Origin of the sequence: Candidatus Marithrix sp. Canyon 246 (assembly GCF_001723685.1) — a bacterium.
Classification (GTDB): Bacteria; Pseudomonadota; Gammaproteobacteria; order Beggiatoales; family Beggiatoaceae; genus Marithrix.
Window position 1 is genome coordinate 80,517 of sequence record NZ_MCBX01000038.1, and the last position, 18,971, is coordinate 99,487.

Annotated in this window: 18 protein-coding genes and 1 pseudogene; 12 read left to right on the forward strand and 7 right to left on the reverse strand. The window is 34.1% G+C overall.

The annotated features are described in order from the left end of the window. Positions 1-3 precede the first annotated feature (3 nt). The 5 genes from BHU68_RS13050 to BHU68_RS13070 are packed head-to-tail and all read left to right on the forward strand — an operon-like array spanning position 4 to position 4,675. Positions 4-651, forward strand: coding sequence for a DUF502 domain-containing protein (locus BHU68_RS13050; protein ID WP_069472476.1), 648 nt, complete (start codon positions 4-6; stop codon positions 649-651). Then, a complete protein-coding gene (locus BHU68_RS13055) occupies positions 638-1,324 on the forward strand; it encodes a glycosyltransferase family 2 protein (RefSeq protein WP_253180916.1) in 687 nt (228 codons plus the stop codon). The genes BHU68_RS13050 and BHU68_RS13055 overlap by 14 nt, the downstream gene beginning before the upstream one ends. Then, entirely contained in the window at positions 1,324-1,662 is a 339-nt protein-coding gene (locus BHU68_RS13060; RefSeq protein WP_069472477.1) for a DUF2304 domain-containing protein, read from the forward strand. The genes BHU68_RS13055 and BHU68_RS13060 overlap by 1 nt, the downstream gene beginning before the upstream one ends. Before the next feature lie 3 nt (positions 1,663-1,665). Beyond that, entirely contained in the window at positions 1,666-3,513 is a 1,848-nt protein-coding gene (locus BHU68_RS13065; protein ID WP_069472478.1) for an HAD family hydrolase, read from the forward strand. 10 nt (positions 3,514-3,523) lie between these two features. Beyond that, positions 3,524-4,675 carry an RNA-binding domain-containing protein gene (locus BHU68_RS13070; protein ID WP_069472479.1) on the forward strand — a complete coding sequence of 384 codons (1,152 nt, stop codon included), beginning with the start codon at positions 3,524-3,526 and terminating at the stop codon, positions 4,673-4,675. Positions 4,676-5,125: 450 nt separating this feature from the next. On the opposite strand, the pseudogene BHU68_RS13075 reads toward BHU68_RS13070, so the two are convergent. The 4 genes and pseudogenes from BHU68_RS13075 to ccmA all read right to left on the reverse strand — a co-directional run. Continuing rightward, a pseudogene (locus BHU68_RS13075) lies at positions 5,126-5,464 on the reverse strand (reverse transcriptase N-terminal domain-containing protein); the annotation flags it as partial. 422 nt (positions 5,465-5,886) lie between these two features. Beyond that, on the reverse strand, positions 5,887-6,216 hold the full coding sequence (locus BHU68_RS13080) for a hypothetical protein (protein ID WP_069472481.1): 330 nt from the start codon (positions 6,214-6,216) through the stop codon (positions 5,887-5,889). Next, on the reverse strand, positions 6,188-6,565 hold the full coding sequence (locus BHU68_RS13085) for a caspase family protein (RefSeq protein WP_069472482.1): 378 nt from the start codon (positions 6,563-6,565) through the stop codon (positions 6,188-6,190). Before BHU68_RS13085 ends, BHU68_RS13080 begins: the two co-directional genes overlap by 29 nt. 157 nt (positions 6,566-6,722) lie before the next feature. Further along, a complete protein-coding gene (gene ccmA / locus BHU68_RS13090) occupies positions 6,723-7,337 on the reverse strand; it encodes a cytochrome c biogenesis heme-transporting ATPase CcmA (RefSeq protein ID WP_069472483.1) in 615 nt (204 codons plus the stop codon). Between the two features lie 58 nt (positions 7,338-7,395). Between ccmA and BHU68_RS13095 the strand changes: the two genes are divergently transcribed. Genes BHU68_RS13095 through rdgC form a run of 3 tightly spaced genes read left to right on the forward strand, consistent with a single transcriptional unit; the run spans position 7,396 to position 10,594 of the window. Then, entirely contained in the window at positions 7,396-9,249 is a 1,854-nt protein-coding gene (locus BHU68_RS13095; protein ID WP_069472484.1) for an ATP-binding cassette domain-containing protein, read from the forward strand. Beyond that, complete coding sequence (locus BHU68_RS13100; protein ID WP_069472485.1) at positions 9,246-9,656, forward strand: secondary thiamine-phosphate synthase enzyme YjbQ; 411 nt, start codon at positions 9,246-9,248, stop codon at positions 9,654-9,656. The genes BHU68_RS13095 and BHU68_RS13100 overlap by 4 nt, the downstream gene beginning before the upstream one ends. Before the next feature lie 8 nt (positions 9,657-9,664). After that, entirely contained in the window at positions 9,665-10,594 is a 930-nt protein-coding gene (gene rdgC / locus BHU68_RS13105; RefSeq protein ID WP_069472486.1) for a recombination-associated protein RdgC, read from the forward strand. A 30-nt stretch (positions 10,595-10,624) separates the two neighbouring features. On the opposite strand, the gene BHU68_RS13110 is transcribed toward rdgC, so the two are convergent. Then, positions 10,625-11,602, reverse strand: a complete 978-nt coding sequence (locus BHU68_RS13110; RefSeq protein WP_069472487.1) for a porin — start codon at positions 11,600-11,602, stop codon at positions 10,625-10,627. Positions 11,603-11,839: 237 nt separating this feature from the next. On the opposite strand from BHU68_RS13110, the gene mtnA reads away from it, so the two are divergent. From mtnA to BHU68_RS13130, 4 genes are all read left to right on the forward strand, one after another. Further along, a complete protein-coding gene (gene mtnA, locus BHU68_RS13115) occupies positions 11,840-12,844 on the forward strand; it encodes an S-methyl-5-thioribose-1-phosphate isomerase (RefSeq protein WP_069472488.1) in 1,005 nt (334 codons plus the stop codon). Further along, entirely contained in the window at positions 12,816-14,672 is a 1,857-nt protein-coding gene (gene dxs, locus BHU68_RS13120; protein WP_069472489.1) for a 1-deoxy-D-xylulose-5-phosphate synthase, read from the forward strand. The genes mtnA and dxs overlap by 29 nt, the downstream gene beginning before the upstream one ends. A gap of 1 nt (position 14,673) precedes the next feature. Further along, on the forward strand, positions 14,674-15,462 hold the full coding sequence (gene folE2 / locus BHU68_RS13125) for a GTP cyclohydrolase FolE2 (RefSeq protein ID WP_069472490.1): 789 nt from the start codon (positions 14,674-14,676) through the stop codon (positions 15,460-15,462). A gap of 82 nt (positions 15,463-15,544) precedes the next feature. Continuing rightward, complete coding sequence (locus BHU68_RS13130; RefSeq protein WP_141698795.1) at positions 15,545-16,144, forward strand: hypothetical protein; 600 nt, start codon at positions 15,545-15,547, stop codon at positions 16,142-16,144. 43 nt (positions 16,145-16,187) lie between these two features. Here the strand turns inward: BHU68_RS13130 and BHU68_RS13135 are convergent, their stop codons facing one another. Next, positions 16,188-17,480 (reverse strand): M16 family metallopeptidase, encoded by a 1,293-nt coding sequence (locus tag BHU68_RS13135; RefSeq protein ID WP_069472492.1) that lies wholly within the window; start codon positions 17,478-17,480, stop codon positions 16,188-16,190. After that, positions 17,477-18,805 carry a M16 family metallopeptidase gene (locus BHU68_RS13140; RefSeq protein ID WP_069472493.1) on the reverse strand — a complete coding sequence of 443 codons (1,329 nt, stop codon included), beginning with the start codon at positions 18,803-18,805 and terminating at the stop codon, positions 17,477-17,479. The genes BHU68_RS13135 and BHU68_RS13140 overlap by 4 nt, the downstream gene beginning before the upstream one ends. Positions 18,806-18,971 lie beyond the last annotated feature (166 nt).

Below are 18,971 nucleotides of genomic sequence, written 5' to 3' on the forward strand. Positions count from 1 at the left end.
TTTATGGAATCTAATAAATATTCTATCTCTCGTTATATGATAACGGGTGTTTTTACAGTTATACCAATTTTAGTTACTTGGGTAATTTTTCAATTTCTATTTAATTTATTGTCTCAAATTGGTACACCAGCTATTAAGATATTGGCTGATATTTTTCCTTCTCTTGCTGATTGGATTACTAATCCTTGGTTTTTATCTATCATCGGGGTATTATTTACTTTAGTTGTTTTATATCTGCTTGGTTTAATAGCAACTTTTGTGATTGGTAAACGTATAATCGAAGCATTTGATTATTTAATTAATAAACTACCGGTTGTCAAAGTAATTTATGGTTCAATAAAGAAGCTTGTTGTAACATTACAGCAGAAACCTACAGAAGCGCAACGAGTGGTGTTAATTGAATTTCCTTCTCCAGCAATGAAAACAGTGGGTTTGGTAACACAGGTTTTTACTGATCATGATACAGGAGAAAAATTAGCCGCTGTTTATGTTCCTACTACGCCAAATCCTACTTCTGGTTATTTAGAAATAATACCTTTAGATAAACTCATTTCTACAAATTGGAGTTTGGATGAGGCTATGACTTTTATTATGTCTGGCGGTGCAGTTGCCCCAGATAAAATTAATTATAGTAAAAGTGCTAAATCTTAAAGATGTGGTGGTATTGATTCCGGCTAAAAATGAAGTCAATACCATTGGTCAAATTGTTTCTGAAATTAAAGAGCTTTTTCCCATTACTGTTGTTGTCATTGATGATGGCAGTAGTGATGATACGACAATAGTAGCATTAGATGCTGGTGCTATTGTCTTGCCTATGTCGTTTTCATTAGGCGCATGGGGTGCGATACAAACTGGTTTGCGTTATGCGGAACAATATGGATTTAAAATAGCAATTACTATGGATGCTGATGGTCAACATAAGGTTGATTCTATTCCTAAGTTATTAGAAAAACTTGAAGATAAACAATCTGATGTAGTTATAGGTTCATATGTTGAACGTGGAAGTCCATCCAGACATCTAGCATGGTCTTTCTTTAGAAAATTGTCAGGTATGAATTTAGAGGATTTAACTTCTGGATTACGCGCTTATAATCATAAGGCGATTGAATTATTAAGTTCAAAATCAGCAAGTTTGTTAGATTATCAAGATTTAGGTGTCTTATTATTATTACATAGAGCTAAATTACGTGTAGTCGAAACACCTATTTTTATATCGCCTAGAATTAATGGACATTCGCGTATTTTTAGTTCTTGGTGGGCAGTTAGTAGTTATATGTTATATACCAGTATTTTATGTTTAGCTCATTTTAAATTATTTAAATAATGTCATATCAACTCACTTCTACCTTTTTAGGTTTTTTCATTGCAGGTATCATTTTATGGTTAATTCGCCGTGATTTATTGCATTCTCGTCATGCGGCATGGTGGTTAGTTGTTGCATTATCAATTATGTTGTTGGGTATATTTCCTACAACTATTGATTGGTTGGCAACTCATTTAGGAGTAAATTATCCACCTACTTTAATTTTTGTTTTAGGTATGGGGTTTATTTTAATCAAAGTTATTGCTATTGATATACATCAATCTGATTTAGAAAGAAAAGTACGTAGATTGGCACAACGTTTAGCGATTTTTGAAGCTGAAAATAAGAGATCAAAATAATTTATGCACATTATAGCTCAACGTATATTAATACCCGAAAACACCCAAGCCATTCTTTGGGATATGGATGGAGTCTTAATAGATTCTTTAGGTTTAGATTTAACTGTTTGTAATCAGCTTTTGGCTGAATATTTTGGTGATCATGTCAAATTAAGTCATGAGTTTATTCGTTCTATATTTGCTTATCATCCTCCTGAGTTTTGGAATTTGATTTTGCAGCATGTGGCTGAGCAATATAATATTGCTGATGCTTTAAATTTACATGGCACTATTTTGCCTATTTATGATAAGGCGCGACGTGAAAGTGTTTTTGAGGTTAATCTTGGTATTATTGAAATTCTTAAAGATGCTAAATCCAAATCCTTAAAGATGGCAGTAGTCTCCAATAATTTAACTGCTGATGTAAATACAATATTGCAACATGCTGGGATTCTTGAATATTTTGATTTGGTGATTGGCAATGATATTGAACAATTAAAAGCTAAACCTGCTCCTGATACTTATTTATTTGCAGCTAAAAAATTAGGCTGCCAGCACTGTGTAGTAGTTGAAGATTCCATTATTGGTACAGAAGCTGGATTTAATGCTGGTTTTCATGTAATTGCAGTCGCCACTGGTGGTACTGATTATCAAGCTTTAGCTAATAATCAATCTACAGATCAAATTTATTCGACATTCAAGAAATTGTCTTTGGAGATGCAATTTGGAGATGTGACTAAAAAGCATTTTATTACTCCAAATGATTTTGTTAGTCACATGGTTGAGCATATTGCTTGGCGGCTTTGTGTTGAGATTGATTTAAATTGGAATAATAATGATTGGCTGCAATTAGGTAAATTTGTAGGCACAAAAATTCGCCAATTTGAAATACATCAAGCATCAGCCTCGGCATTAGGTATGATTGATGATGGCAGCGCGGAAGTATCTATAGATACAGCGGCTGAACCCGAATTAGTATTAAATTCAATTGATAATTTAGATTTAGACTGGTTTTTATCAACGCGCTGTGAACAGTTAGAAACTGGAAAACCATTAGTAGAATTAATGCAAGGTTTAGCTGAAGGTTTGCAAGCCAAAATGCAAGTCACAATTTGTAGCGTCGAAGATTTACATCATGCTTGGGAAGGTGTTTTTAGAGCAATTGGTATTAGTTTAAGTAGAATTTTCACTCCTAAACATCTTCCAAGTTTGGATTTTGACAAATCCTTATATTATAGTAAAGTGTTTAGAGGTACAGCAGAAAGCCATGTAGCCGTATCAGTAGACTTTTCTAAAAAATTAGCAAATAAATTTGTATTTAATGTAGCGTCTAATATTGATGTTAGTGAATTACATTATTTATTAGAAATCTTAGCTAAAGAAGCTGGATTTACCATGCAAGTAGAATTTAATGCTACGGTACTTAATTCTAGCCATGTAGTATTAGAAGACACAGCTTTAGTATTAGGCAAAGCATTATTGAATATTTTAGTTCTACGTATGAAACATTGGGGAGTCAATGGTGCTGGTAGTAGCTTTGATTCTAAAGCAATTCGTACTGGTATTAGCGTCGAAGGGCGAAAATTCTGGATATTTGTACCATTTAAAGATTCTCAAGATAGCGTTAGAAAAAATCTATTAATTGGACAAAATGTATATAGTAAATTGCGCTCTGAAGATTTAGACGACTTTTTGGATGGGCTATCAGGCGGATTAGCTTGTAGTATTATAGTTCATATAGATACATTGATTGATGCTAATGATGCTTGGCAATTAATTTTTGCTAATTTGGGCAAATCTTTGAAAGAGGCATTTGCTTTAAATCCTTACCGTAAAGGTGTGCCGCCGGGAGTTAAGGCGACATTGGCTTAAGGATATTTAAATGGAACATGTTGAATTACAATATCTTATTCAACAAGGAGAAAATTCTTCTGTTGAATTTAAAGAATATGGTGTTAAAAACGAATCTTTAGCTAAAGAAATGCTTGCCTTTGCTAATAGTCAAGGTGGTGTGATTATTTTAGGTGTTACAGATAGTGGTATTATAAGTGGTATTCCCAGTGATTCTCACTTAGAAGAAAGAATTATGAATATTGCTAGAGATAGTATTATTCCAGCATTGGAGCCAGAATTTGAACTATACACCTTTGAAGATAAGACGCTTGGAATCATTACAATACCAAAGGGTAAGGATAAACCTTATCAAGCTGCCGGAAAATACTATATTCGTGTTGGTTCAACCAATAGAATTGCTTCACAATCTGAATTAATGCGTTTATTTCAAGCTTCTGGTATATTTCATTATGATGGTAATGTAGTTGAAAAAACTGATATTAGTGATTTGAATTTTACCGAACTTGATCGTTATTTTAGTGAATATCATATACATTTTTCTAAACAGTCTGAGATAGATAAACAACGTTTACTTATTAATACTGATCTTCTTACTGAAGAAGGGCAAGCTACCGTTGGTGGTTTATTAATGTTTGGAATTAATCCTGAACGCTATTTACCACAATCTGGTATTAGTTTTGCGAGTTTTGCTGGCAATGAAATTCAGAGTGAATTAATTGATAAACAAAATGTTACTGGACCTTTGCCATTTATCGTTGATCGTACTTTAGCTATTATTAAAAGTAGTTTACCAGTTCCCTCGGATATTAAAGGTGGAAAACGTGAAAACTTACGTGTTTATCCTCCTATGAAAGTTTTTCGAGAATTAATAGTTAATGCTTGTGTACATAGAAATTATGCGATTGTCGGATCAAAAATACGAATTTTAATGTTTGGTGATCGTATTGAGTTTATAAGCCCGGGGAGATTAGCAAATACTGTAACTATTGAAAAATTAAAAGTAGGTGTTTCTTATTCCAACAATCCAATTTTGCTTAAATTTATGGATAATCTAGGTTATGTGGAACGTTTAGGTAGAGGTTTACCTATGGTTTATTATGAAATCAAAAAATTAGGCAAAGAAGTTATATTTAAAGAATTAGGTGAAGAATTTAGAGTTATTGTACCTATAATATTTTGATAGATAATCGCAAACTATAAATTAAATGGTCGGTTATCACCGACCCTACAATGTTTAATAATACCAATTATAATTGATGCGAAGCTACATAGCTTCGCTACACAGAGACTTTGACATTTCAACTAATTCAGGATCAGCTTGAGCAAACATCTCATCTGTCCATTCTGGGTTTTCTTCATCTATCATTTCAGGATTAAGTTTTGGCTTTATAAATTTATCTAATTCCTCCGTTAATACGGGTATATACCAAGGCTCTCACACGATTTGCAACTTTTCCCAAAGCACAATAGCGTACTTAACCACGATCTATTAGTTGTTATAACTATTCCTTGTACTAACAGATAACAGGCAGAGAATATTGAGTACAACGAATATATCTTAACAATCAAAAAATCGCTTTGCATCTCCCTTTTAAAAGGGATAAAACTTATAAAGGTTTAGCAAATTCATTTAACCGATATGTGTTAAACTAAGCTCCCGTATGCTTACCATAGGGAATTCGTCTTCAGAACTCGGACGTGAGACTTTCACTTCATCCGGTTCCCCCCATGTGGCCCTCATCGCTCCCGCCATCACGTTTAAATACCATGTGATGGCTTTCCAGTTTGTCACCGTTTTTAAACGACGTACCGCAAAACGCACATTTTCCGCCCTGTTTATCAAGCAACTTAGCTTTAAAACTACGTTACTACTACTACGTAACAGTAATTTATTAAGGGCCTTTGCTCGCTTGATTTGACCTTTCTTCGTGGCTTTATAAATACGTTTTTGCAAATTGAATACAGTTCTTTCTACCTTTTTTCAGACAATACGACCCCAGTCCCAATCATTGGCAAGCCAATTTGGGAGGGTGTTGCCAGTCATCTCGTTATACATCTGAGAGACGGTCTTATGTTGTTCTGCGAAAGTATTCACTATTATTACCTATGGTATCTATTCACTTTGTTTTTCAAAAGATTTACTACCAGCATGATGTTAGTTAATCTTACTTCCTTCAGCCATGTTATGACTTCGTAATTCCCACTAACTCCTACCCTCGTGCTGCGCTACTAGCTGACAAGACTAGCCTCACTACCACCGTTGCTGCTAGTGATAGGTGCAATACTACACGAGTTTTTCCCTTGTTCCGATTAGAATGTGTTGTGACAGGTTAGGCTCTAGCTATACGCCGATGTTTTGGGCTGATTAACTGAAAGAAACTTAACTTTCAATTACATGACATATTGCATTCCATTAAGATTTTCAAAATAGTTCAGAATAGTAGTTATTAATTTAGATTTTTTTTCAACTGGTGTCTGAGTGGAACCCAGTTTAGATAAATTATTTTGTAATTCAGAAATAAAGTTATCAACTGAAGATAAAAAATATTTTGCAATTTCACAAGAACGTCCTAATTGTGTAGCAATTTTATACAATAATTTAGAATATTTATCTTGACTAGAACAACTTTGTAAAGATACTTGTTCTGAAATTTTTGCTTTATTTTTAGCACCATCTTTAAACAGATCACCCTTACACAGTGCCTGAAAAACAACTATCAAACAAAAACAAAGCATGTTTAGACTCAATATCCTCCGCCCAAGCAACGATTTTATTCATAGCAATAGCTTTTCTTACAAAGCCTTTATCATCAAAATTAGGATTAGGCGCATCAACAGGAACAATATAACCCTTACTACCATTCAAACGACTATACCCATGCCCAGAATAGAAAAATAATAAACGATTATTTTCATCCAAAGCATAACTAACACTATAAGATAAAGCTTTAGCACCATTAGTATCACTAATACTAACTACATCAACACCCTTATAAGATGACATTGTATTAACAGTGGAATTATTACAACTTACAAGTAACAACGTTAAAAAAAGACTAAATATTTTCATAAATTAAGCTCCTTTAATTTGGAATTTATAATTATAATGTACTAGCCTGTTTATCGCAATTACAATAATTTACATATAAATTTGTCGGTTGGGCTGACGAAAGGATAGGCAGTCACGGAGTGTAGCGGAGTAAGCCCAACGAATCGTGGAATTGCAATTAGCTCAAATGAAGAGAATTCAGATATTCACACTTAATATGATGATGTGAAGTTAAAATTGCCATACCACCCTGTTTGGCATGATCATCTAATAATTTTTCTAAATCTGCCACTGCCGTTTTATCAAGCGCAGTGAAGGGTTCATCAAGTATCCACAGTGGTGCTTTGTTGATGAATAAACGAGCTAAGGCAACACGACGCTGTTGCCCGGCTGATAATGTACCTGTAGCAACATCTTCAAATCCATATAAACCTACTTTATCCAACGCCTCTTCTAATTCTATAGAACTTGGATTGCTAGCTAAAGCGCGTGCGATTGCTAAATTTTCTAAAGGTGTTAATTCTCTTTTTACACCATTGTGATGCCCAATATAAATTAAATTAGTGTAGTAAGTTGATTTAATTTCTTCAATATTTTCATTATTCCAAAATACTAAACCTTCTTCGGATAAACTTATCCCACATAAAATACGCAATAAGCTGGTTTTACCACAACCATTATTGCCCTCAATTTGTAATAATTGTCCATTTGATAGAGTGAAATTTAAGTTTTCAAATAAAATTCTATCATCGCGGATACATTGTAAATTTTCAATTTTTAAAGTGTTTTTCATAGAATTGAATTAGAGTAATTGATATACTTGACATAATATTATAAAACTTTAATTGAAAATGTCATTAATTAATATAGATAATGTATCTATCGCCTTTGGGCATGTTGCGCTATTAGATAATGTAAATTTGCGTATAGAAAAAGCTGAACGTGTTTGTTTAATTGGGCGTAATGGTGAAGGCAAATCTACCTTACTAAAATTAATAAATAAAAATTTACATCCTGACAAAGGTAAAATTGAATATCAAACTGCTTGTCGAGTCGCTTTATTAAATCAAAATCCAGAATTTAATCCTGATGATACTATTTTTCATGCCGTCGCTCAAGGCTTAGGTAAAATTGGAGAATTAGTTAATGAATATCATGAAATCGTACAAGCTATTGCCACTGATGATAGTTTTTTAAAAAAATTAGAAGTTGTACAACAGCGGCTAGAAGCTGAAGATGGTTGGAGTTTCGAGCAACGAGTCGAAACCATATTATCGCGCTTACAATTACCCGCCGATCAAAAAATTTCTAACTTATCTGGTGGATGGCAACGGCGTGTTGCTTTAGCACAAGCTTTAGTAACTGAGCCAGATTTATTATTACTAGATGAACCAACAAACCATTTAGATATTGAAGCAATCGCATGGCTAGAACAAGTTCTACTAGAATTTAATGGTGGATTATTATTTATCAGCCATGATAGAGAATTTATGCAGCGTCTTGCGACTCGCATTATTGAATTAGATAGAGGGCAATTAACTAGTTATCCCGGTGATTATGCAACTTATCTGCGTCAAAAACAGGCAAATTTAGCCGCTGAAGCAATTCAAGCGGCAAAATTTGACAAAAAATTAGCCCAAGAAGAAATATGGATTCGTCAAGGCATAAAAGCGCGTCGCACTCGTAATGAAGGGCGAGTTAGATCATTAGAAAAATTACGTGAAGAACGTAGTCAACGTCGTGAACAAGTAGGTAAAGTCAAATTAAAAGTTGAGACTGGAGAATCATCAGGGCGTATTGTTATTGAAGCAGAAAATATCAATAAGTCTTATCAAGATACTCCATTAATAAAAGACTTTTCTACAGTAATTATGCGAGGAGATAAAATAGGCTTAATTGGTGGTAATGGCGTAGGTAAAACCACCCTATTAAAAATCTTACTAGATCAACTTGCACCAGATAGCGGCAAGCTAAAACATGGCACCAAACTAAGTATTGCCTATTTTGACCAATTGCGTGATCAACTAAATCTTGAAGAAACCGTAGTAGATTCAGTAGCTCAAGGGCAAGATTTTATTACGATTAATGATCAAAAAAAACATATCATGTCTTATTTGAGTGATTTTTTATTTGCTCCAGCACGCGCACGCTCACCAGTAAAATCGCTTTCAGGTGGAGAACGTAATCGCCTATTATTAGCCCGTTTATTTACCAAATCCGCCAATGTACTAGTATTAGATGAACCAACAAATGATTTAGACGTAGAATCATTAGAATTACTAGAAGAATTATTACTAAACTACCCCGGCACTTTGCTACTAGTAAGCCATGATAGACGCTTTTTAGATAATGTTGTCACTTCTAGCATCGTATTTGAAGGTAACGCGACAATTAATGAATACGTTGGTGGTTATAAAGACATACCTAAAAAATCACCAGAGAAAAAAGTTAATAAAAAAACGACAAAAAAAACCAAAAACAAGACACAGAAATTAAATTATAACCAACAACACGAGCTATCCAAATTACCAGCACAAATAGAAGGATTAGAAACCGAACAGACTGAATTACAACAACAAACTAGCGATCCAGAATTTTATCAAGCTGATCAATCAACACAAAATAAAACCTTAGCGCGTCTAAAAGAGATAGAATCAGAATTGCAGCACTGTTATAAACGTTGGGAACAATTAGAGAACCTATGATTCAAACAATAAAACTAACTACAGCTCATCAAAAATTATTTGAAATAACTCCAAAAGTTACCAATGTGGTTAATCAGGCTAATATTAGCGAAGGGTTGTGTACACTGTTTTTAAAACACACTTCAGCCAGTTTACTAATTCAAGAAAATGCTGATCCATCAGTACAAACTGATTTACAGAATTGGTTAAATCGTCTAGTGCCAGAAGGTGATGAGTTATATACGCATAGACTTGAAGGTTTAGATGATATGCCAGCTCATCTAAAAACCGCCTTAACCGCAGTAAACCTGAGTATTCCTATAGTTAATGGCAAATTAGCACTTGGCACTTGGCAAGGAATATTTCTATGGGAACATCGTCATGATATAGATCAACGTTCTATAATCATTCATATATTACAAGGATAATGTCTTAAATGTGGTTCAAAAATATACATATCTTTCGTTTTTTAAAACCTTTTACTTTATCAGCAGAAGAATTAGAGGCAAAATTAACTGAAGCAACTTTTCATCCAACCGGCAGCATGGAAATGGAAAGTATTGGCTGGGTTCCACCATTAGGTAATGATAGTCAATCTTTAATACATATTGCAAACAACTGTATTATGTTGACTGCACGTAAAGAAGAAAAGATATTACCAGCGTCAGTAATTCGCGATTTTGTCAACGATAAAGTTGAAGAAATTGAAAACCAGCAAATGCGAAAAGTGCGTAAAGCCGAAAAAACTGATATTCGTGAACAAGTGTTATTAGACTTAATACCACGCGCTTTTTCACGTTCAAACTATCAATTTGCCTATATTGATATAGATAATGCTTGGCTAATAATTGACACTTCAAGTCGTAAACGCGCTGAAGAATTTACCAGTTTTTTACGTCAAACGCTAGGTAGTTTGCCAGTAGTGTCTCCAAAAATGCAAAGCAATCCAGCGCAAACTATGACGCAATGGTTATTAAAAGAAAATCAATGCCCAGCAGATTTTGAATTAGCAGATTCTTGTGTATTAACCGATCTTTCAGAAGAAGGAGCAGTAGTAAATTGTAAGCGTCAAGACTTATTCGCCGAAGAAATGCAAGGACATTTAGCCGCTGGAAAATTAGTAACACGCCTAGCCTTAGAATGGAACCAACGTTTTAATTTAATACTAGATGACGAACTAGTAATTAGACGCTTACAATTTTCAGACTTAATTCAAACTCAACTGGATGACAATAATGCCGAAACCAAGGCGCAACAATTTGATGCTGATTTCATAATAATGAACTCAGAATTAGTGCCTTTTATTAAAAGATTATTTGAAGTGTTTGGAGGAGAAGATGAAGAGACTTATGGAAAAATGATTTAATCAACAAATCCCCTTTGAGGGGATTTTAACTTAGAATTTTTGAATAACACCGAATACTAAACCATCACGATCTGTAACTGCTGCATCATCATAATCTACAGCAGTATATATTACAGTCAAAGTTGTTGCTGGTAACACATCATAGAAACCACCTAGAGTAAAACCATCACCAGTGGCGTTCCAAGCTTTGCTTGATATACCTTCTGAAACTTTACCATAAGAAGCTGCTAATTTGGTTTGAGGGTTTAATTGGTATGATCCATTAACATGGTAAAATGATGTACTATCACTATTAGCAGCAAAATCAACTAATTCATAAGATGCACTAACAGTTATTTGATCAAGAAATACTGAACCGTAAATACGTGTTGCGTTTTCAGCACCATAAGCAGCAGCAATAACACGAGTATCATCAAGTTGTAAGTGAGATGCACCAACTTTGAACATTTTTGTAGTGTATTCTGCGCCAATACCAAAATCGTGATCATCTTCAGCAGTATCATCAATACTGGCAGTGGCATTAAATGTTAAACCACCAGCAAATTTAGGTGAATAATAGGCGAGAGAGTTATTTGTAAATCCGTTGTTTAAGCTAGAATAACCGTAGTTAGAACCACCATTATATGGTCCAGCACTTGTATCATAAAACGGATCTTGTTTAAGACCAGCCATTTTATATGGTGTAGATAAACGACCGTATATTGCTTTACCAAAACTACCTTTCAAACCAGCAAAGTAGAAACGACTAGTTAATGCTGAACCATCACCATCATTGTTTGCGCCCATTTGTAAATGGTAAATACCTTGTAATCCACTTTCACTCTTCTGACTCGCTCCTTTAATACCTACACGTGAAGCATTGTTGACAAATTCAGCACTACCATCATTACCGAAATCACCCATATTTAATGAACCACGAAAATTACCATAAATGGTTCCATCGAACGCTAGGGCAGGTATTGTACAGATTGCGCTACCAAATGCAGCGGCTATGACCATTTTCTTCATCTTATTAACCTTTTAGTTGTTACTTGAATTTGTAATAATGATAAATCTTAAAACGACCAAATTTCTTAGTCAATATTTTTCTTCTGAATTTGTATTGCTAATAACAATATAAAATATATATATATCATTGATTTTAATATAATATATATATATTTTAATATATATTATACTGTCATATTCATGTCATATTATAATATTTTGGTTTAGGTAAAAATTTCACACAATTATATTAATGATATGAATGATAAATTACGCGCAGTTTATTGGGAATTAGATCAATTACATTTATTAGATCAGCGTCTATTACCAAATAAACACCAGATTATGGTTTTAAAAACTGCTACCCAAGTAGCGCAAGCAATTAAAGATATGGTAGTGCGTGGCGCACCGGCAATTGGTATAACTGCCGCTTATGGTGTTGTCTTAGCTGCCAAAGCCGCTTATAAAAATGACCCTAATAATTCAGTAGCAATAATTCAAAGTGATATAGAAACATTGGCTAAAGCACGCCCTACTGCCGTAAATTTAGTTTGGGCATTACAACGAATGCAAGCCAAAATCACCAGTAATTCAATAGCAATCTTACTAGAAGAAGCACAAGCCATTCAACAAGAAGATATTGATGCAAATCATCAAATGGGTGATTTAGGAGCCGCTGTTTTACCAGAAAATTGTAGGGTTTTAACTCATTGTAATGCCGGCGCATTAGCAACTGGTGGTTATGGCACCGCTTTAGGTGTAATTCGTAGCGCATATGCAGCCGGCAAAATTAGCCAAGTTTATGCTGATGAAACACGCCCTTGGTTACAAGGCACACGCTTAACTGCTTGGGAATTATTACAAGATAATATTCCAGTAACCTTGTTAGCTGACAGTGCTGCCGCCAATTTAATGAAACAACAACGAATAGACTGGATAATTGTAGGAGCTGATCGTATTACAGCTAATGGCGATGTCGCAAATAAAATTGGTACTTATAGTTTAGCTGTTTTAGCACGTCAACATAATATTAAATTCATGGTTGTAGCACCTACATCTACTATAGATATGAATTTAACTTCAGGTGATCAAATTATTATTGAACAACGCCCTAGTGAAGAAATTCTGACAAAAAATAATTTAAAAGGTGCAAAGGCATGGAATCCATCATTTGACGTTACGCCAGCAAATTTAGTAGATGTCATTGTCACCGAAAAAGGAGTTATAAAACCCAATGCAATATCCTCTTTTAGAAAAAATTGATTCTCCAATTCAACTACGTGAATTATCAGAAAAGGAATTATTACAATTAGCTATAGAATTACGCAAATTTTTAATCGAAACTTTAAGTCGTACTGGCGGACATTTTGCATCCAATTTAGGTGTTGTAGAATTGACAATTGCTTTGCATTATGTTTTTAATACTCCTGATGACCGTATAATATGGGATGTGGGGCATCAAAGTTATCCTCATAAAATTTTAACCGGCAGACGTGAAGCTATGTCTGGCATACGCCAAGCTAAAGGTATTGCTGGATTCCCTAAACGTAGTGAAAGTATTTATGATGCTTTTGGCGTTGGGCATTCAAGCACATCTATAAGTGCCGCCTTAGGGATGGCAATTGCAAAACGCCAATTAGGTTTAAATGATCAAGTTGTAGCGGTAATCGGCGACGGTGCTTTAACAGCCGGTATGGCTTTTGAGGCTTTAAACCATGCTGGTGATTTAGATGCCAATATATTAGTTATATTAAATGATAATGATATGTCAATCTCAGAAAATGTAGGTGGCTTATCAAATTATTTAGCTAAAGTATTATCAAGCCCTTTATATACCTCAATGCGTGAAGGCAGTAAACATATACTTACACGTCTTCCTACTGTACAAGAATTTGCCAGACGTACAGAAGAACATGTCAAAGGCATGGTTGTACCCGGCACTTTATTTGAAGAATTAGGTTTTAATTATATTGGTCCAATTGATGGACATAATTTATCAAGCCTAGTAACTACCTTAAAAAATGTCAAACACCTAAAAGGTCCGCAATTTTTACATATAGCAACTAAAAAAGGTAAAGGCTATCCAAATGCAGAAGAAAATCCATGTAGTTATCATGGTGTAACTGCCTTTGATCCTAAAACAGGCAAAATGGCAGCCAAAACTGCTAGCGCACCAAGTTATACCCAAATTTTTAGTGATTGGTTATGTGATATGGCTGCTGAAGAACAGCATTTAGTTGGTATTACACCTGCAATGCGTGAGGGTTCTGGCTTAGTTGAATTTTCAAAACGTTATCCAGATAGATATTTTGATGTTGGTATTGCCGAACAACATAGCATTACTTTAGCCGCTGGTTTAGCTTGCGAGGGTTTAAAACCAGTTGTTGCAATTTATTCAACATTTTTACAACGCGCTTATGATCAATTAATACATGATGTAGCAATACAAAATTTACCAGTATTATTTGCCATTGATCGTGCGGGTTTAGTTGGTGCTGATGGCCCTACTCATTCTGGTCTTTTTGATCTTTCTTATTTACGTTGCATCCCCAATATCTTGCTGATGGTACCTGCTGATGAAAATGAATGTCGGCAAATGTTCACAACAGGATTGAAATATAATGGACCAAGTGCAGTACGTTATCCACGTGGCAATGGTATTGGTATTCCAGTTGACAAAGCCTTAACAACTATACCAATAGCTAAAGCAGAATTACGTCATAAAGGACAAAAAATTGCCTTATTAGTATTTGGTACATTATTAAAAACTGCATTAGAAGTAGCAGAAATATTGGATACAAGCGTTGTTAATATGCGTTTTGTTAAGCCATTAGATACTGAAATGCTAATGCTAATGACACAACAACATCAACTATTAGTAACTATAGAAGAAAATGTAATTATGGGCGGTGCTGGTAGCGCAGTAAATGAATATTTACAAACACAAGCAAATTCAATTCCTGTATTAAATTTAGGTTTACCTGATCGCTTTATTGATCATGGGCAATCTGACGCTTTATTAGCAGAATGTGGTTTAAATGCAGCAGGAATAATACGTTCAATTAAAGAGATTTTTAAAGAGGATTTATAGCATGAATAAACCTGTAACAATGCCTGATGTTCAAGGTAGTGCTGATACGCGCCATCTTGCAATTGATAAAGTTGGTATTAAAGATATTAAATATCCAGTGCGCATTAAAGAACGCGCTGGTGGAGATCAACATACCATCGCCAATTTCAATATGTATGTAAATTTACCACATAATTTTAAAGGCACGCATATGTCTCGATTTGTGGAAATTTTAAATGAAAATGAGCATGAAATTACCCTGCAATCGTTTAAAGAAATGCTTACAGAAATGATTGAGCGTTTAGAAGCAGACTCTGGGCATATTGAAATGAATTTTCCTTATTTTGTCAGAAAATCAGCTCCTGTTTCTGGTGTTAAAAGTTTATTAGATTATAATGTAACCTTTCTTGGTGATATAATAGGCAATGGTTCGCCATCAATTACGCTGAAAATTGTTATACCTGTGATGAGTTTATGCCCATGCTCTAAAAAAATTTCTGATTATGGTGCCCATAACCAACGATCTCATGTAACAATTACCGCTAAAACCAATGGTTTTTTGTGGGTAGAAGATATAATTGATGTAGTTGAACAACAAGCATCATGTGAATTATATGGTTTGTTAAAACGCCCAGATGAGAAGTATGTCACAGAATATGCCTATGATCACCCTAAATTTGTAGAGGATATGGTACGTGATATTGCCACCCAATTAAATGGTGAAAATCGAATATCTTCTTATGTCGTTGAATCTGAAAATTTTGAATCTATTCATAATCATTCTGCTTATGCAATGATAAAAAAACAATAGAACCTAATAAGTTTTAATAATGTGCAAGTTTTGCTTGCAGATTATTAAATAATAATGAGGTTTATCAAACTGGATATTAGCCATGAAACACTTTGCCTTCTTGTTTATTCTAACGATGTTTATTAATTCATGCACATCATCACCAACTAAACCTTCAGAAGAAGATCAAACAACCACAGATGATACATCAGAAAATATTGTAGATTTTTCGATGCCATTATTAGAAAATGAAGAAGGTATAATATACCCTTATTTTAAAAATAAGTTATTAGTAGAATGCGAAAGTAATTTAGACTCAGTTTTTAAAATTTTAGGTGATCCTAAAGATATTAGAGTGGAAAAATTTACTAATGCCTATGTTAAATCACAAACAGATGAACTACATCACATCATTTTTGATGGTATTGATTTAAGTGCATATATAATTAGAAATTCTGAAGTGGTAGAAGATTCAGATATATTAATTAATATTACTTTAACAGGAAAACGATATAAATTACCGGGTGATATTAAAATCGGTTCATCATTAAATAAAGTAAAACAACATTTAAAACCTTTATTATCAGTAGATAATTATTTTGTTTATCAGAATGTATTTGAAGGAGGTTTTGAAGAAGAAATTCATTTATTTTTTTCAGATACTGAGAAACTTAATAAAGTGATTTGGTATTGTATAAATTAGCTAAACCTGACAGGTTTTTAAAACCTGTCAGGTTTGATTCAACTTAGCTACGTTTCCCAACCATAACAGTAACCATCTTATCTAAATCTAGCCGCTGTTGAAAAGCGGTTTTTATCATTTCTACTGTCACAGAATCTACATTTTGATTAAACTTATGTAAATAATCTAAAGGCAATTTATAGAAACCAATCACTGAAAGATAACCAATAATATCGCTATTACTCTTAATTTTTAATGGAAATCCTCCTGTAATTCCTTGTTTCGCTACTTTTAATTCTTTTTTAGTTGGACCTGTTTTTCTGAATTTACGTATGGTATTTTTCATCACACTTAAAGCTTGATCAACAGTTGTATTGCTAGTTCCAACACCCGCAATAAATGGTCCCGCGACTTTTAGTGGGATAAAATAGCTATAAGCACTATAAGCTAAACCACGTTTTTCACGTACTTCTTCTGCTAAATGCGATACTAAGCCGCTACCACCTAAAATATAATTACCAACATAAAGTGCAAAATAATCATGTACACCACGTGCAACACCCGGTTGCCCGATTAAAATCTTAGTTTGTGTTGATGGATGATTAATTTCTATAGTTTTACCTTTAGTTAAGGCTGCAACTTCTGGTAACGGAGCTGGTAAATTACCATTTGGTAGTTTATTTACAATTTGATTCGCTAAATTTTCAGCAGCTTTTCTATTCAAAGCTCCTACTATTGAAATAGTTGCATTATTTGCCAAATAGTAGCGTTTATAAAATTGCTTTAAATCACTTAATTTTAAAGCATTGATAGTTTTAATAGTTCCATTGGATAACTGCGCATATGGATGATTGTCAAATACAGCACCATAAAATGCCCTTTTTACAATTGAGCTAGGTGATTGTTGTTGATATTTCAAACTAATTATAGATTGTTGACGCAGACGCTCAAATGAATTTGCATCAAAACTTGGCTCAGTTAAAACTAACTCAAACAAATCTAAAGCTGGTTCCAATAAGCTGGGCTGAGTTAAGCTACGTAACTTAACACTAGCCATATCATTGCCAACAGATGCACTAATTTTCGCACCTACATCATCTAATTTTTCTGCTAATTGATCTGCTGATAGATTAGCCGCACCTTCTTTTAATAAACCATTCGTCATCATAGAAAGCCCAGATTTATTACCATCACGCGCACTACCAGCGTCAAATACCACTTCAACATCAAGCATTGGTAAATCAGGAGCGGCTACAAAGTATACATTGGCTCCATTACTAGTTTGCCAATGTTGAATTTGAGGAATCGCAAATACAGTTTGAGATACCAGCAATAATAAACTAATTAATAATCTCATTTCTTTTCCTTGGGTTCTAAAATACCAACAGTTAAACTTTGATCAACTAAATACTTTTTAGCCACTGTCTGAACTTGCTCAGCAGTCACCGTTGTAATATTATCTAAATAACTCTCAAATAATCGCCAATCTAAACCTATAGTTTCTAACAAACCGATTTTCATTCCTTGATAAAATATTGAATCTAATTCATAAATTTTAGAAGAAAGAATTTTAGTTTTCACTCTTTTTAATTCATCTGCTGTTACTAAAGTGGTTTTTAACTGTTTGATTTGGTTATTTAAAGCAGATTGTAAATCACTAATTGTATGCTTAGAAGTTGGAGTGCCGCTGAATGTGAATAATTCAGTTAAACGACCAAAAATATCATAATTAACGCTAATGCTAGCTGCTATTTGTTGCCCACGCACTAAATTTTTAGATAAACGAGAACTATTACCACCATCAAGAATATAACTTAAAACATCTAAAGCATAAACTTCCCAACGATTTTCAGGCGCGATAGTGTTTAACACTGGAGTTTTATAACCAAGAATTAAATAAGGAATTTTAGCCGGTAATTTAACCATAATTTGCTTCATGCCCAATTGCTTAACTTCTGGACGTGAATATGGAGGAATAATTTTACTCGGTTTAAGAGGACCAAAATACTTCTTAGCCAAGGCAAAGACTGCTTGAGGATCAACATCACCTACAACTACAACTGTAGCATTATTAGGAGCATACCAACGCTTATACCAAACTTTTAAATCTTCAACAGTGTAATTTTTAATATCACTCATCCAACCAATTACAGGATGATGATAAGGGCTATTTTGATAAGCAGTTGCCACAAAATGCTCATACATTAAACTAATAGGCTTATCCTCAGTACGAGTACGACGCTCTTCTAATACCACCTTGCGCTCTTTCTGAAACTCCTCATCAATGAACACCACATTAAGCATTCGATCAGCTTCCAATTCAAAACTGAGTGGCAAACGACTTTTTTCTATAGTTTGAAAATAAGCGGTATAATCAGAACCAGTGAAAGCATTTTCACTAGCCCCATTAGCAGCCATAATACGAGAAAATTCACCGGGCGGATGTTTTTTAGTACCCTTAAACATCATATGCTCTAATATATGTGAAATACCAGTTTTACCTTCAGGCTCATAACTAGCACCAACCTTATACCAAACCTGACTCACAACAACTGGTGCGCGATGATCCTGCTTAACGATTAACTGAAGACCATTTTCCAAAGAAAACTCATGAACATCACCAGCGAGAAGTGAAGTAGAATATCCTAATAAAAATACACAAATACCTAATTTTTTATACATAAAATTTCCATTAATTGCCTTAAAATTAGGGTATTTGGGGGTATTTTTAGGTAAAATCAATGTTATGGATTTACAAGCCCTGAAGGGGCGAAATAATATAGCCTAGGGCAACGCCCTAGGTAAATTCCGATTTATTTAATTTAGCCCTGAAGGGGCGAAATAATGA

What these genes read in the sequence shown, in the direction of transcription:
- BHU68_RS13050 (WP_069472476.1), top strand. Translation starts at nt 4, where the DNA reads ATGGAATCTAATAAATATTCTATCTCTCGTTATATGATAACGGGTGTT.
- BHU68_RS13060 (WP_069472477.1), top strand. Translation starts at nt 1,324, where the DNA reads ATGTCATATCAACTCACTTCTACCTTTTTAGGTTTTTTCATTGCAGGT.
- BHU68_RS13065 (WP_069472478.1), top strand. Translation starts at nt 1,666, where the DNA reads ATGCACATTATAGCTCAACGTATATTAATACCCGAAAACACCCAAGCC.
- BHU68_RS13070 (WP_069472479.1), top strand. Translation starts at nt 3,524, where the DNA reads ATGGAACATGTTGAATTACAATATCTTATTCAACAAGGAGAAAATTCT.
- BHU68_RS13085 (WP_069472482.1), bottom strand. Translation starts at nt 6,565, where the DNA reads ATGAAAATATTTAGTCTTTTTTTAACGTTGTTACTTGTAAGTTGTAAT.
- ccmA (WP_069472483.1), bottom strand. Translation starts at nt 7,337, where the DNA reads ATGAAAAACACTTTAAAAATTGAAAATTTACAATGTATCCGCGATGAT.
- BHU68_RS13095 (WP_069472484.1), top strand. Translation starts at nt 7,396, where the DNA reads ATGTCATTAATTAATATAGATAATGTATCTATCGCCTTTGGGCATGTT.
- BHU68_RS13100 (WP_069472485.1), top strand. Translation starts at nt 9,246, where the DNA reads ATGATTCAAACAATAAAACTAACTACAGCTCATCAAAAATTATTTGAA.
- rdgC (WP_069472486.1), top strand. Translation starts at nt 9,665, where the DNA reads ATGTGGTTCAAAAATATACATATCTTTCGTTTTTTAAAACCTTTTACT.
- BHU68_RS13110 (WP_069472487.1), bottom strand. Translation starts at nt 11,602, where the DNA reads ATGAAGAAAATGGTCATAGCCGCTGCATTTGGTAGCGCAATCTGTACA.
- mtnA (WP_069472488.1), top strand. Translation starts at nt 11,840, where the DNA reads ATGAATGATAAATTACGCGCAGTTTATTGGGAATTAGATCAATTACAT.
- dxs (WP_069472489.1), top strand. Translation starts at nt 12,816, where the DNA reads ATGCAATATCCTCTTTTAGAAAAAATTGATTCTCCAATTCAACTACGT.
- folE2 (WP_069472490.1), top strand. Translation starts at nt 14,674, where the DNA reads ATGAATAAACCTGTAACAATGCCTGATGTTCAAGGTAGTGCTGATACG.
- BHU68_RS13130 (WP_141698795.1), top strand. Translation starts at nt 15,545, where the DNA reads ATGAAACACTTTGCCTTCTTGTTTATTCTAACGATGTTTATTAATTCA.
- BHU68_RS13135 (WP_069472492.1), bottom strand. Translation starts at nt 17,480, where the DNA reads ATGAGATTATTAATTAGTTTATTATTGCTGGTATCTCAAACTGTATTT.
- BHU68_RS13140 (WP_069472493.1), bottom strand. Translation starts at nt 18,805, where the DNA reads ATGTATAAAAAATTAGGTATTTGTGTATTTTTATTAGGATATTCTACT.